General features: G+C 70.3%; 11 protein-coding genes and 1 other RNA gene. 7 read left to right on the top strand and 5 right to left on the bottom strand.

Annotated elements, in window-relative coordinates; genetic code table 11:
• Nucleotides 1–56: 56 nt before the first annotated feature.
• Together HPS36_RS02435 and citZ are read left to right on the top strand one after the other, a co-directional pair.
• On the top strand, nt 57–1,946 hold the full coding sequence (locus HPS36_RS02435) for a PINc/VapC family ATPase (protein ID WP_173228378.1): 1,890 nt from the start codon (nt 57–59) through the stop codon (nt 1,944–1,946).
• A gap of 147 nt (nt 1,947–2,093) precedes the next feature.
• Nucleotides 2,094–3,236 carry a citrate synthase gene (citZ, locus tag HPS36_RS02430; protein ID WP_173228377.1) on the top strand — a complete coding sequence of 381 codons (1,143 nt, stop codon included), beginning with the start codon at nt 2,094–2,096 and terminating at the stop codon, nt 3,234–3,236.
• Nucleotides 3,237–3,308: 72 nt separating this feature from the next.
• Here the strand turns inward: citZ and HPS36_RS02425 are convergent, their stop codons facing one another.
• The 3 genes from HPS36_RS02425 to HPS36_RS02415 all read right to left on the bottom strand — a co-directional run bounded on the left by HPS36_RS02425 (nt 3,309) and on the right by HPS36_RS02415 (nt 7,386).
• Nucleotides 3,309–4,544 carry a digeranylgeranylglycerophospholipid reductase gene (locus tag HPS36_RS02425; protein ID WP_173228376.1) on the bottom strand — a complete coding sequence of 412 codons (1,236 nt, stop codon included), beginning with the start codon at nt 4,542–4,544 and terminating at the stop codon, nt 3,309–3,311.
• A 217-nt stretch (nt 4,545–4,761) separates the two neighbouring features.
• On the bottom strand, nt 4,762–5,625 hold the full coding sequence (locus HPS36_RS02420) for a 2-oxoacid:ferredoxin oxidoreductase subunit beta (protein ID WP_121561884.1): 864 nt from the start codon (nt 5,623–5,625) through the stop codon (nt 4,762–4,764).
• A gap of 3 nt (nt 5,626–5,628) precedes the next feature.
• On the bottom strand, nt 5,629–7,386 hold the full coding sequence (locus tag HPS36_RS02415) for a 2-oxoacid:acceptor oxidoreductase subunit alpha (RefSeq protein WP_121561885.1): 1,758 nt from the start codon (nt 7,384–7,386) through the stop codon (nt 5,629–5,631).
• Nucleotides 7,387–7,811: 425 nt separating this feature from the next.
• Here HPS36_RS02415 and HPS36_RS02410 point away from each other — a divergent pair, with 425 nt between their 5' ends.
• Both HPS36_RS02410 and HPS36_RS02405 read left to right on the top strand, forming a co-directional pair.
• Nucleotides 7,812–8,456 (top strand): FAD-dependent oxidoreductase, encoded by a 645-nt coding sequence (locus HPS36_RS02410; RefSeq protein ID WP_173228375.1) that lies wholly within the window; start codon nt 7,812–7,814, stop codon nt 8,454–8,456.
• Nucleotides 8,457–8,537: 81 nt separating this feature from the next.
• Complete coding sequence (locus HPS36_RS02405) at nt 8,538–9,563, top strand: aldo/keto reductase (protein ID WP_173228374.1); 1,026 nt, start codon at nt 8,538–8,540, stop codon at nt 9,561–9,563.
• 53 nt (nt 9,564–9,616) lie between these two features.
• On the opposite strand, the gene HPS36_RS02400 is transcribed toward HPS36_RS02405, so the two are convergent.
• On the bottom strand, nt 9,617–10,075 hold the full coding sequence (locus tag HPS36_RS02400; RefSeq protein ID WP_137717746.1) for a hypothetical protein: 459 nt from the start codon (nt 10,073–10,075) through the stop codon (nt 9,617–9,619).
• A 147-nt stretch (nt 10,076–10,222) separates the two neighbouring features.
• On the opposite strand from HPS36_RS02400, the gene HPS36_RS02395 reads away from it, so the two are divergent.
• Entirely contained in the window at nt 10,223–10,636 is a 414-nt protein-coding gene (locus HPS36_RS02395) for a DUF7548 family protein (protein ID WP_121561889.1), read from the top strand.
• Nucleotides 10,637–10,746: 110 nt separating this feature from the next.
• An RNA gene (gene ffs / locus HPS36_RS02390) (signal recognition particle sRNA) lies at nt 10,747–11,058 on the top strand.
• Nucleotides 11,059–11,528: 470 nt separating this feature from the next.
• Here ffs and HPS36_RS02385 read toward each other — a convergent pair.
• Nucleotides 11,529–12,113, bottom strand: coding sequence for a GNAT family N-acetyltransferase (locus HPS36_RS02385; protein ID WP_173228373.1), 585 nt, complete (start codon nt 12,111–12,113; stop codon nt 11,529–11,531).
• A 153-nt stretch (nt 12,114–12,266) separates the two neighbouring features.
• Between HPS36_RS02385 and ligA the strand changes: the two genes are divergently transcribed.
• Nucleotides 12,267–14,138, top strand: a complete 1,872-nt coding sequence (ligA, locus tag HPS36_RS02380; RefSeq protein ID WP_173228372.1) for an ATP-dependent DNA ligase LigA — start codon at nt 12,267–12,269, stop codon at nt 14,136–14,138.
• The last annotated feature ends 2 nt before the right edge of the window (nt 14,139–14,140 follow it).

Here is a 14,140-nt window from a genome sequence, read left to right as displayed (position 1 = left end):
CGCCGGCGCGGCCCCCGGTCGAACACGCTTATACGGTTCCCGTCCCGAACCTCGGTATGAACGTAGTACCGGACACGAGCGCGGTCGTCGACGGCCGCGTGTCCGAACGCGTCGCGGACGGGACCTACGAGTCGGTCACCGTGTTCGTCCCGGAGGCGGTCGTCGGCGAGCTCGAGTCGCAGGCCAACGACGGGCTCGAATCGGGCTGGGACGGGCTGAGCGAGCTGAAGCGGCTCGCCGACTACGCCGACGACGGCCGGATCGAGCTGCGGTACGTCGGCGAGCGCGCGAGCGGCGACGCCCGCTCGAACGCCCACGAGGGCGACGTGGACGCGCTGATCCGCGACCTGGCCGCCGACCACGACGCGACGCTGCTGTCGAGCGACGTGGTCCAGGCCGAGGTCGCCCGCGCGAAGGGGCTCGACGTCGAGTACGTCGAGCCGGTCGCCCGCGGCGTCGTCGACGAGCTCCCGATCCAGGACTTCTTCACCGACGAGACGATGTCCGTCCACCTCAAGACGGGGACCGTCCCGAAGGCGAAGCGCGGGAGCCTCGGCGAGATGCGCTACGTCGAGATCGCCGACGAGCCGACCGACGAGGCCCAGATGCGCGAGTGGGCCAACTCGATCGTCGACCTCGCCCGCCAGTCGAACGAGGGGTTCATCGAGCTCTCGGACGACGGGATGGACATCGTCCAGTTCCGCAACTACCGGATCGCGGTCGCCCGACCGCCGTTCGCGGACGGCATCGAGATCACCGCGGTCAGGCCGATCGCGAAGACGAGCCTTGACGACTACGAGTTCGCCGACGAGCTCCGCGAGCGGTTCCAAGAGCGCAAGCGCGGCGTGCTCATCTCCGGGTCGCCCGGGGCGGGGAAGTCGACGTTCGCGCAGGCGGTCGCCGAGTTCCTGAACGACAGCGACTACGCGGTGAAGACGATGGAGAAGCCGCGCGACCTCCAGGTCGGCCCGGAGATCACGCAGTACGGCGCGCTCGGCGGCGCAATGGAGAACACCGCCGACTCGCTCCTCTTAGTCCGCCCCGACTACACCATCTACGACGAGGTCCGGAAGACGGACGACTTCGAGGTGTTCTCGGACATGCGGATGGCCGGCGTCGGGATGGTCGGCGTCGTCCACGCCTCCCGCGCCATCGACGCGCTCCAGCGGCTGGTCGGCCGCGTCGAGCTCGGGATGATCCCCCAGATCGTCGACACCGTCGTCTACATCGAGGCCGGCGAGGTCCACACCGTCTACGACGTGACCACCGAGGTGAAGGTGCCCGCCGGACTCACGGCCGAGGACCTCGCTCGCCCGGTCATCCAAGTCTCGAACTTCGAGACGGGGCGGCCCGAGTACGAGATCTACACGTTCAACCGGCAGGTCGTCACGGTGCCGCTGAACGAGGACGGCGGCGAGGCGGACGGCGACTCCGGCGTCGGCCGCATCGCCAAGAAGGAGATCGAACGCGAGATCAAGTCGGTCGCGCACGGCCACGTCGACGTGGAGCTCAACGGCGATGACGAGGCGGTCGTCTACGTCACCGAGGGCGACATCGGCACGGTGATCGGGAAAGGCGGCGGCCGTATCGCCGACATCGAGAGCCGACTCGGGATCGACATCGACGTCCGGACGCACGACGAGAAGCCCGGCGGGTCGGGCCCGGGCGCCCCGGGCGGCGCCGCCGACAACGGCCGCGGCGACGGACAGGTCGGGGCCGAGCGCGGGACGGTGGTCGCGCCGGAGATCACCTCGCGGCACGTCGTCATCGACGTCGACGACGGCGTCGGCGAGACGGTGGAGGTGCGCGCCGACGGCGAGTACCTCTTCACCGCCACCGTCGGCCGCGGCGGCGAGGTCCAGGTCTCCCGCGGCTCCGCCATCGCCGAGGAGCTGGAGGACGCGATCGACCGGAACCGCACGGTGACGGTCGTTCCGGCGCGGTAAGCGAGACCGTCTCCGGTCGGCCGCGCCGCGAGCCAGACGCTTCAGAACCCCGCCACGCCGTCGGACGACGCGGCGGGGTACCACGATCGTCGTAACGTATCCCTCCTGAAAGATAACGCTTTTTTGACGGCCTTGACAACTCGGGGTATGGCAGATGAGTTAAAGCGCGGGCTCGAAGGCGTCCTCGTCGCGGAGTCGGATCTGAGCTACGTCGACGGCGAGGTCGGCAAGCTCGTGTATCGCGGGTACGACATCGAGGACCTCGCGCGCGGGGCGACGTACGAGGAGGTGCTGTACCTGCTGTGGCACGGCTCCCTACCCAACGCCGCGGAGCTCGACTCGTTCGCCGCCGACCTCGCGGCGGAGCGCGAGGTGAACGACGACGTCATCGAGACGGTCCGCGCCCTGGCGGACGCGGGCGAGCGGCCGATGGCCGCGCTCCGCACCGCGACGTCGATGCTGTCGGCGTACGACGCCGACGCCGAGGGCGACGCCGGCGAGGCCACCCTCCGTCAGGGCCGCCGGATCACGGCGAAGATCCCGACGGTCCTCGCCGCGTTCGAGCGCGTCCGTCAGGGCGAGGAGCCGGTCGCCCCCGACCCGGACCTCTCGCACGCCGGGAACTTCCTCTACATGCTCACCGGGACCGAGCCCGACGCCGTGAGCGAGGAGACGTTCGACATGGCGCTCACGCTCCACGCCGACCACGGGCTCAACGCCTCCACGTTCACCGCGATGGTGATCGGCTCGACGATGGCCGACGTCTACTCCGGCGTCACCGGCGGCATCGGCGCGCTCTCCGGTCCCCTCCACGGCGGAGCCAACCAGGACGTGATGGAGGTGCTCCACGAGATCGACGCCTCCGCGAAGGACCCCGTCCAGTGGGTGAAAGACCGGCAGGACGACGGCGGGCGCATCCCCGGGTTCGGGCACCGCGTCTACAAGGTGAAAGACCCCCGGGCGAAGATCCTCGAAGAGAAGCTCCGCGACCTCGCCGAGTCGTCCGGCGACACGAAGTGGCTCGACTACACCACCGCCATCGAGGAGTACCTCACCGACCAGGGGCTCGTCGAGAAGGGGATCGCCCCGAACGTCGACTTCTACTCCGGCTCCGTCTACGACTCGCTCGGCATCCCGCTCGACATGTACACGCCCATCTTCGCGATGAGCCGCGTCGGCGGGTGGATCGCCCACGTCGCAGAGTACCAGGAGGACAACCGCCTCATCCGCCCGCGCGCGCGGTACACCGGCCCCGAGGACGCCGAGTTCGTCCCCATCGACGAGCGATAGCCACCGCGACCGACGCGGTCCGTCACCCGGCGCGTTTTCTCTCCTTCGGCGTCGCGACGCTTCGACGCGGTCTCAGACGTCGAGTCGCTCGCGGGCGAACTTCGTGAGCAGCGGGATGTCGTCGAGGTGAAGCAGCTTCGCCATCGCGCGCTTGTCGCCCTGGTTCGCCCGTTCGAGGGTGTTCTCCTCCGCCTCCTTGAGGTCGCGCATGAACCGGTCGTAGCGCTCGTTGGGCGCGAGGTACAGCAGCCGCGTGAGCATCAGCCGCGCCTTCATCCGCGGGGCCACGTCGCGGTGCCACAGCCGCTCGTACACCGCAAGGCTTTCGGCGTCGAGGCGGCGCTCCGAGTCCGTGAGACACCGGTCGACGGTGGCCGCCGCGGCGCGGGCGGACTTCATGCCCTTGTGGATCCCCTCGCCCCACAGCGGGTCGATGGTCGGCACGGTATCGCCGATCGCGAGGAAGCGGTCCGTGTGCATCTCGTCGGGCATCTGGATGTGCGCGGAGCCGCGGTGGACCTTCCCGTCGATGCGCTCGGCGTCGGCGAACCGCGGGTCGCGGCTCACCCAGTCGTCGAGGTAGCCGTCGACGGTCTTGCCCGCCTCGGCGAACTCGCGGTGGCGGTCGTTCTGGATGTAACAGATGCCCACCTTCGCGGTGTCCTCGCCGGTCGCGAAGATCCACGAGTAGCCGCCCGGCGCGATGTCGTGGTCCAGACGGAGCATCATCGCCCGTCGGAGGTCCGCGTACTCCGGGTGGTTCATCTCGACGCCCTCCATCTCGTACTCGATGCCGATCGCCTGGTTCTCGCGTTCGAGGTCGACGACGTCGAGCGCGCTCGCGAGCGGCGCGGCCGGGCCGGTCGCGTCGATCACCACGTCGGCGTACACCTCCTCGTCGCCGTTGTACCGCATCCCCTCGATGACGCCGTCGTCGTCGAGGATCGGTCGGGAGACGCGCGCGTCGAAGCGGTACTCGGCGCCGTTCTCGCGGCCGTCCTCGACGAGGAACCGCTTGAACTCCGCGAACTCCAACACCGCTCCGGGCTGGTAGCTCTCGTAGTACTCGTTTGGCGACTCCAGCACCACGTCGTCGGTGTAGGACATCACGACGTCGTCGGGGATCCCGAACGAGGACATCATCGACGGGAACGTGCCGGCGGTCGACTTGTTGCTCTGTCGCGGGAACTCGTCTTCCGACTCCGTCTCCAAGACGACGACGTCGTAGTCGCGCGTCGCCAGGTCGCGGGCGCACTGCGCGCCCGCCGGCCCGGCGCCGGCGATAGCGACGTCGTAGCGATCAACCATACACGCCAGTTGCGGACCCTCCTAATTAGGCTTGCTGAAACCCGACGGAAAATACGTGCGAACCCCCTCGTTCGCCCGGTTTTGGCCGTCGAGAGAGGTCGGAATGCGGGCGGGTTGGTTCGGCGTTCGGGGTCGGCTCTCGGCCTCCGAGCGCAGGCGAATTATAGGCCTTTGCGCGAGAGTCGATCCGGGCCCAGCGGCGGACCCGCGATCTGGTTCAGTAGAACTCGCGGACGAGGTCGGTCGCGCCCTCGGGGGCGCCGTCCGGGAGCACGGACATGTCCTCGTCGACGCCGTGCTGCTCGTGGTACGGCACCGACGACTCGTCCTTGTAGATGACGCCCTGGTGTTCCTTCTCGTTGTCGAGGATGACGTCCTTCGCCGCCTCGCGGTCGGTCGGGTCGTGGTCCGCCTCCTTCAGGTCGACCAGCGAGTCGCGGAAGTAGTCGTAGGTGTCGACGTCGTTGAAGGTGACGCACGGCGAGTAGACGTTGACGAAGCCGAACCCGTCGTGCTCGATGGCCTCCTGGATGATCTCCTGGTGGCGGAGCGCGTCCGAGGAGAACGACTGCGCGATGAACGTCGCGCCCGAGGCGAGCGCGAGCGCGTGCGGGTTGACCGGGGGCTGCTTCGGCCCCTCGGGGCTCGTGGAGGTCTCGAAGTCCTCGCGGGAGGTCGGGGAGGCCTGTCCCTTCGTCAGCCCGTAGATGCGGTTGTCCATCACGACGTACGTCATGTCGACGTTGCGCCGGACGGCGTGGACGAAGTGGCCCGCGCCGATGGAGTAGCCGTCGCCGTCGCCGCCGGCGACCATCACTTCGATGTCGGGCCGGGCCATCTTGACGCCGGTCCCGACGGGGAGCGCGCGCCCGTGAACGCCGTGGAGCGCGTAGCTGTGCATGTACGTGCCGATCTTCCCGGAACAGCCGATGCCGGCGACGACGAAGGTGTTGTCGGGGTCGTTCCCCGTCTCCGCGAGCGCCTTCATCATCCCGTTCATCGTCCCGAAGTCGCCGCATCCCGGGCACCACGTCGGCTGCTTGTCGGACTTGAAGTCGGTGAATCGAATGTCTGAGCTCATTGGTTACGCCTCCACCCCCGCTTCGAGGGTCGACTTGATCTCCGCTGCGAGTTCGTCGGCCTTGAACCGCACGCCGTTGTACTTGTTCACGCGGTCGACCCGTTCGAGCACGTCGTGCTCGACGAGGTCCGCGAACTGCCCCTGCTCGTTACACTCGACGACGACCGTCGTCTCGGCCGCCGCCACGTCCTCCGAGAGGTCCGGCCGCGGGAAGATGTACGGGACCGAGAGGACCCGAACGTCCTGGCCCTCCTCGTCGAGGATGTCGACCGCCTCGGCGAGCGCGCCCTCGTTCGACCCCCAGGTGATGACGAGGTCGTCGGCGTCCGCGTCGCCGAACTCGCGCGGGCTCCAGTCCTCGCGCTCGCGGGCCGTCTCCACTTTCCGGTTGCGCTTGTCGACCTGCGCGACGCGCATGTCGGTGTCCTCGGTCCGGCGGCCCTGCTCGTCGTGTTCGAGGCCGGTGGACATGTGCGCGCCGTCGGCCGTGCCGGGGAACGCCCGCGGCGAGATCCCGTCGTCGGTGATCTCGTGGGGCTGGAAGCCGCCCGACTCGCTCATGTGGTCGTCGATCGTCGTCTCGTCGACGACGTTCCCGCGGTCGACCTCCACCTCGTCCATGTCGAAGGTGTCCGGGGAGAACGTCTGCTCGGTGACCGCCATCGAGAGGTCGGCGGTGAGGTAGACGGGGACCTGGTACTTCTCGGCGAGGTTGAACGCCTCGACCGTCTTCCAGAAGCACTCGTCGATGGTGGTCGGCGCGAGGACGAACCGCGGCACCTCGCCGTGGCCGCCGTACAGCATCTGGTTCAAGTCGCCCTGCTCCTGTTTCGTCGGCATCCCCGTCGAGGGGCCCGAGCGCATCACGTTACAGATGACGAGCGGCGTCTCGGAGGTGGCGATGAGCCCGAACGTCTCGGTCATCAGGTCGATCCCCGGCCCGGAGGTCGCCGTCATCGCGCGGGCGCCGCCGCGGGCCGCGCCGAGCGCCATGTTGATCGCCGACAGCTCGTCTTCCGCCTGGACGACGTGGCCGCCGTACCGCTCGATGCGGCCGGTGAGGTACGTCATCACGTCGGTCGCGGGCGTGATCGGGTAGCCGGCGTAGAAGCGGCAGCCGGCCGCGATGGCGCCCATGCCGATCGCCTCGTCCCCGTTGAGGAGGACGTAGTCCTCGTCGGTGGTCTCCAGCGAGTAGTCGAACTCGTGGTCGTACTCCTCGGCGACGTACGACTGCCCCGCGCGGGCCGCCTCCTTGTTGTTGTCGACGAGCTTCTGTCCCTTGTCCTTGAACCGCTTCTCCAGCGCCGAGTCGAGGTTCTCGATGGGGAACTCCGCCACCTCGCAGGCGGCGCCGAGCGCGACGACGTTCCGCATGATCGCCCCGCCGGCCTCCTCGGCCAGGCTCTTGAGCGGCACGTCGAGGCCGATCATCCCCTCGGGGATCTCGACGTCCTGCATCGTCGTCCGCTCGCCGTCGTAGATGATCACCGACCCCTCGTGGAGCTCGTCGAGGTTCTCCTCGATCGTCCGGGGCGTCAACGCGATGAGCACGTCGAGCCGGTCAACGACGCTCTGTACCTTGTCGACGGAGGTCCGCACCTTGTAGGCGGTGTACCCGCCTCGGATCCGCGATGCGAAGTCCTTCGACGTGAACACGTGCCGACCCGCGCGGGAAAGCGCCTGTGCGAAGATCTTCCCCGTCGAGTCGATGCCGTCGCCGGCCTCCCCGCCGACAGCCCAGTTGAAATCCGCAGCCATGTGCTATGGGCAAGGTTCCGGCGGACTCATCAAAAGGCTTCTGGAAGGAGCCACCGACACGTTTCTGGACGAACGTGTCCAATCTCGCGAATATTGTCGCCTCTAAGCTGCTATATCGGGTCTAAATGGAGAATAATCAAACGCACGTTCACCAAATTCCTCACGATCGACCCCTCGCGTCGGTCCGGTTTTCGACGACCGTCGAATACTCACGGTCGGGAACGGCCCCGCGACGCGGCGACGGGCGCGTCGAGTCGACGGGGTGAGCGCGTCGCGTCGGCGCGGCGGGAACGTCGGCTCGACGGACGAGCGCGTCCGAACTGCCCCGGAGGCATCGGTTGAGCCGCCCCGTGGGAACCGGTTTCGACACGGGCAGGACCGACGCCGACGGGAAGGCGTTTGTGTCTCCCCCGCCGATCCGGGGTATGGACACGACAGCGACGGTCGAGTCGGTCGAGGCGGTCGGGCCCGACACGTACGCCCTCCGCTTCACCGCGCCCGAGGGGTTCGCGGCCGAACCCGGACAGTTCGTGAAGCTCGGCACCGAGATCGACGGCGAGTCGGTCGCCCGCTTCTACACCCTCTCGTCGCCCCGCGTCGGCGAGACGTTCGAGGTCACGGTCGGGATCGACCCCGACGAGGGCGGCGACTTCTCGGCGTTCCTCTCGGACGCCGAGGCCGGCACCGAGATGACCCTCTCCGGGCCGTTCGGCGACCAGCACTACGACGGCGAGCCCCGCGCCGTCGTGATCGCGGGGGGTCCCGGGGTCGGCCCCGCGGTCGCCATCGCGGAACGCGCGCTCGACGAGGGCGCCGAGGCCGCGGTCGTCTACCGCGACGACGACGTCGCCCACGCCGACCGGATCGACGCGCTCCGCGAGCGCGGCGCCGCGGTCCGCCTCTTGGACGCGGACGAGCCCCTGACCGACGCCGTCGCCGACGCGCTCACCGGGGCGGACGGAGAGACCGTCTTCGTCTACGGGTTCGCCGACCTCGTAGCCGACGCGGAGGCCGCGGTCGACGCGGCCGGCGGCGACGCCGACGCCGCGAAGGTCGAGAACTTCGGGTAGTCGCGGCTTTCCGGACGGCGCCCTCTCGCGCTCCCCGCCGGTGCCGCCACGCTTTACCCACCCCGCGCGAGAGTGGCGCGTATGGATTACCGACGGCTCGGGAACACCGGACTCAGCGTCTCGGAGCTCTGCTTCGGCACGTGGCGGTTCGGGCGCGAGACGAACGGCGTCGTGGAGACCGGTCGCGAGGAGTCGCACGAGCTCCTCGACGCGGCCGCGGACCGCGGCATCAACTTCATCGACACGGCCAACGTGTACGGGACGCCGAACGGGAAAAGCGAGACGTACATCGGCGAGTGGCTCGCCGACCGCGACCGCGAGGACTACGTCATCGCCTCGAAGGTGTACTTCCCGTTCGACGGCCGCGGCGAGCCCGGCCCCAACGACTCGGGGCTCGGCCGCAAGCACATCCGCGCGCAGGTCGAGGGCACCCTCGACCGGCTCGACACCGACTACCTCGACGTCTACTACATCCACCGCTGGGACGACGAGACGCCCATCGAGGAGACGATGCGCGCGCTCGACGAGCTGGTCGCCGAGGGGAAGGTCCACCACCTCGGCGCCTCGACGATGGCGGCCTGGCAGCTGACGAAGGCGCAGTGGACCGCCGACGTCAACGGCTACGCCTCCTTCGACGTGGTCCAGCCGCTCCACCACGCGGGCTACTACGAGGACGTGAAGGAGTACCTCGATGTCTGTATCGACCAGGACTTGGCGGTCTGCCCGTACTCCCCGCTCGCGGGCGGGTTCCTCACCGGGAAGTACGAGCGCGCCGACCCCGACGACCCGGAGCAGGTGGTCGCGCCCGACGGCTCGCGCGCGAGCTTCGACGATCGCTTCGAGCGCTTCTACCTCTCCGAGCGCGGCTGGAAGGTGCTCGACGCGGTCCGGGAGGTCGCCGACGAGCTCGACGCGACGCCCGCGCAGGTCGCGCTGGCGTGGCTGACCGAGTGGGACGAGTTCACCTGCGTCCCCATCGTTGGCGCGCGGACGGTCGACCAGCTCGACGAGAACGTCGCGGCCGCCGACCTCGACCTCTCCGACGAGCAGTGGGACCGGATCATGGACGCGCGCTACGACCCCGACGGGAACCTCTGGGGCCACTGACCGGTCCGCGGATGTAGGGCGGGTCCGACGACTCCGCGCGAGCGCGCCGCCGGCTACGCCTCGAAGTCGGGCAGGTCGTCCGGCGCCTCGAAGTCGGCCTCCCAGTCGATGTACTCCTCTTTGAGCGTCTCGCAGACGATCTGTCCCAGCTCCGTGAGCCCGGCGTTGATCGCGGAGACGGTGCCCCACGAGTCGAGGTCGGGGTGGAGGTCGCGCTCCTTCCAGTCCTCGGGGAGCCCCGGCGCGTGGTAGCCGACGCGGTCGGCGAAGTCGTCCCAGAAGAAGTCGAACCGGGAGACTAACCCGAGGTCGACGGCGATCCGCCAGTCGTCTTCGTCCATGTCGCTGCCGGCGGCCCACTCCCCGAACGCCTCCTCCCACGCGCCCTCGCGCAGGAACGCTTCGAGCTCGTCGCGGCGGTACTCGCCGCCCGCCACCTCGGCGTCCTCGTACTCGTTCGGGTCGACGGCGGCGAGTTCGGGGGGGTCCGGCGGCTCGACGTCGAGTGTCATGCCCTACGATGGGCGCCGATGAGGCAAAACCCTACGGGAACGGGGCGCACCGTGCCACCCTCCCCGATCGCGCGACTGCTTGCCCGTCCCGCCCGCCCGCCGCATCCGATCCGGTCCTTTTACCGCGGCGCCGTCCCGAGGGCCGGTATGGACCTCCGCGCCGTCTCGCGTCGCGTCGGGATCGCCGCCGCCGTGGTCACCGTCGTCGCGCTCGTCGCGCCGTACGCGGTCATCACGGGGCCGGAGTACACGGCCCAGCTGGCGACGTACTACGCCTCCGGCGTCGTCGGCTGGGGCGGCATCGCGCTGTTCGCGCTGCTGTCCGCGGTCGTCATCGCCTCCGTCGAACGCGGGAACGTCGACCCCGGAACCCTCGCGGGCGTGGCGGTCGTCCTCGGCGTCGCCACGACCGCGAGCGCCGCGAGCTGGGCGCTGGCCGTCGAGCCGAGCCCGGTGTTCCGCGACCACCTCTGGCTCGTGTGGCACGCGCGCGTCGTCGTCGCGCTCTCCGTTCCCGTCCCGCTCGCCGCCGCGGCGTACGCTCGGGGCCTCCTGACGTAGTCGCGCCCTCCCCTCCGCGACGCTTCGCTCTGTCTCGCCTCGCCCCGCCCTGACCCGCCTCGACGGCGCCCGCCGAACGAAAGGCCCTTATGCCGCACCCGAATATCGTCGAACGGACTAGGTCGGGCGGTTAGGCCCCGCTCGTAACCCGTGAGGCAGTCTTCAGCGGGGACCGAACAGCGGGCACGTCCGGTCAGACCGGCACGGGCCCCGAGAGCCAACGTGGAAGCCTCGTCCGCCGGGGACAGCGGTCCGTGGCGCCCGCTCGCAGGAGCGGTCCGTCGCGGTTCGTCGGCGACACCGGGTCAGGCGCGGAAGCGAGCAGCCCACCGCCGGACGCCCGTCGCTCGTCGGGTCGCGGGGTGGAGGAGGCAATCGGGATACCCCGTGACGGAACGTCGGGCTACCCCGCCTGTCCGCCATTCATACTTCGTTTCGTTCGAGGAGTGGTGACGCTGTGGCGTTCCGTTCGTCGGTGTGAGCGTCGAACTCGCGAGCGGTTATTTATAAATGGATCCCGTCTGCGCGGAGTTCTGTTTATAAACAATCGACATCGCCCCCGCGAACACCGCCGAAGCCCCAGTCGCGCGGCCGCCGTACGCTCGCTGTGCTCCTCGGTCGCTCACTCCGTTCGCTCCCTGTGGTGCTTGCGTCGCCATCAGAACGCTCCGCGTTCTGATTGGCTCACGAGAGCTTTGCTCTCGTGAACGCCTACGCCGGCCGCGCAGCTGCCCCTTCGAGTCCCGCCCCCGCACCGCACGGCACCTCACGCCTCCCCAGCCTCGCGGCTCCCTACGGTCGCCGCGTCCCTCGCGCGTGCTCCTCGCGGCCGCCGAGGGCGGCCGCTCGCCGGCACGCGCCACCGCGACCTCAAAAGCAGTTGTATCGCGACTCAGCGACCGGTGTCGTACTTGTACGTCGCGGAGTCCGGGTCGATGCCGAAGTCCTCGGCAGACTCCTCGGGCTCGTCGTCGCCGGTCGGCTCGGCGTCTTTGAACGCCTTCCGGAGGGAACTCGGCATCTCGAAGGCGTCGACGGCCAGTTCGAGGCCGACGACCCCGCCGCCGAGGAACTCTCGCTTCTCAGTCAGGCGGTCAGAGAGCGCGGGCGGGAGATCGTCGGTGTCGACGCGCTCGAAGCCGAACTGCGCGAGGTAGTCGGGCTGGTCGGTGAGGACGTACACCGTCTCGAACCCGTCCGCGGCCGCGGTGTCGACGAGGCGCTCGACGACGTGCGCCCCGACGCCGCGCCGGCGCCACTCCGGGAGGACGCCGATGCCGGTGAGTTCGATCCGGTTGGCCTCGTCCCCGTCGCCGCGGTGGAGCCGGAGGCGGCCGAACCCCGCCCGGTCGCCGGACTCCTCGTCGACCGCGATCACGTAGTCCCGTGACCGGAAGGCGACGTCGTCGAGCCCCAACTGCTCGATGGCGTCCAACAACCACGCCTCGTCACGGTTTTTGGCGTCGCGGACGTACATGAACGCTCGTACGAGACCGGAGGTGAAAAGCGGTTCCCCGCCGCCCCGGTCCGCCGGCGTCCCCCGCCGCGACGCGGATCCGCTCGCCCACCGCGCCCCGCCGCGCACGGCGCATCGGGCCGCTTTTGCCCCCCGCCCGCCGACCGGACGCGTATGGAGTTCGCCGCGCTGGCTGAACGGGCGGAACGGGTGGCCGCGAACGACGGCGACATCGAGACCACGCTCGCGGTCGCCGACCTGCTCGCGGACGCCGGCGGCGCCGCCGACGACGGCTCGACCGACGACCTCCCGGTCGTCGTCCGGTTCCTCCTCGGTCGCGTCTTCCCCGCCCACGACACCCGGACCCTCGACGTCGGGCCCGCGCTCTGTCGCGAGGCGATCGCCCGCGCCGCGGGGCAGAACGTCTCCGCCGCCGACGTGGAGGACCGCCTCGCCGAGCGCGGCGAGATCGGCGCCGTCGCGGCCGAGTACGACCTCGGCGGCCAGCGGGGGCTCGCGGCGTTCGGGAGCGGCCGCGACGCGCTCACCGTGGCCGCGCTCGACGAGGAGCTGCGCGACCTCGCGGCCGCGAGCGGGGAGGGGAGCGAGTCGCGCAAGCGGGACGCGCTGTTCGGCCTGTTCACGCGCTGTTCGCCGAGCGAGGCGGCGTTCCTCGCGCGCCTCGTCCTCGGCGAGATGCGGCTCGGCGTCGGCGAGGGGACGGTCCGCGACGCGGTCGCGGAGGCGTTCCTCGCGTCGCCCGCGCCGCCTGGAGAGGACGGAGCGACCGGAGAGGAACCCGAACTCGCCGCGCCCGAGGACGCGGTCGGGGCCGTCGAGCGGGCGCTCCAGGTGACGAACGACTACGGCCGCGTCGCGGTCCGCGCCCGCGACGAGGGGGTCGCGGGGCTCCGCGAGGAGTCGCTGCGCGTCGGCCGCCCGGTCCAGGCGATGCTCGCGCAGGCGGGCACCGCGACCGACGCGGTCGACGCCTTCGGCGAGGTCGCCGTCGAGACCAAGTTCGACGGCGCCCGCGTTCAGGTCCACTACGACCCCGGAGGCGACGACGGAGCGGGCGGCGCCGACGCCGCGGCCGGCGGCGACGGGGCGCTCGGACCGAGGCTCTACTCGCGGAACATGGACGACGTGACCGAGGCGCTCCCGGAGATCGTCGAGTACGTCGCCGAGCGGGTCGACGTCCCGGTCATCCTCGACGGCGAGGTCGTCGCGGTCGACGACGACGGCGACCCGCTCCCGTTCCAGGAGGTGTTGCGCCGGTTCCGCCGGAAGCACGACGTCGACCGCATGCGCGAGGCGGTCTCGCTGCGGCTCCACGCGTTCGACTGCCTCCACGCCGACGGCGACGACCTGCTCGACCGCCCGCTCCGCGAGCGGCACGACCGGCTCCGGGCGGTCCTCCCGGACGCCGCCGCGGACCTCACGCTCGCGGACGACCCCGAGGCGATCGCGGCCGCGGAGCGGGCCGCCCTCGACGCGGGCCACGAGGGCGTCATGCTGAAGAACCCGGATGCGGCGTACACTCCGGGCGACCGCGGACGCGACTGGCTGAAGCGCAAGCCCGACGTGGAGACGCTCGACGCCGTCGTCGTCGGCGCCGAGTGGGGCGAGGGGCGCCGCGCGGAGCTGTTCGGCACGTTCCTCCTCGCCGTCCGCGACGACGAGGGGGACGTGAGCGACGCAGCGGGACGTGACGTAGCGGACAGTGACGCGGCCGACCGCGACGCCGACGCCCCCGTGCCGGCGGGGTACGCGACGGTCGGCAAGGTGGCCACGGGGATCACCGACGAGGCGCTGGCGGACCTCACCGAGCGGCTGGAGCCGCACGTCGTCGACGAGACGGGGACGACGGTCGCGTTCGACCCCGAACTCGTGGTCGAGGTCGGCTACGAGGAGATCCAGACCTCGCCGACGTACTCGGCCGGCTACGCCCTCCGGTTCCCGCGGTTCGTCGGCGTCCGCGAGGACAAGGGGGTCGACGATGTCGACTCGCTCGCCAGGGTCTGCCGGCTCGCCGGCGACGAGTGAGC

This window comes from Halorubrum salinarum, from assembly GCF_013267195.1.
GTDB lineage: Archaea > Halobacteriota > Halobacteria > Halobacteriales > Haloferacaceae > Halorubrum > Halorubrum salinarum.
The sequence above is the reverse complement of the archived record's forward strand: the minus strand, read 5'-3'. Positions and strand labels throughout refer to the sequence as shown.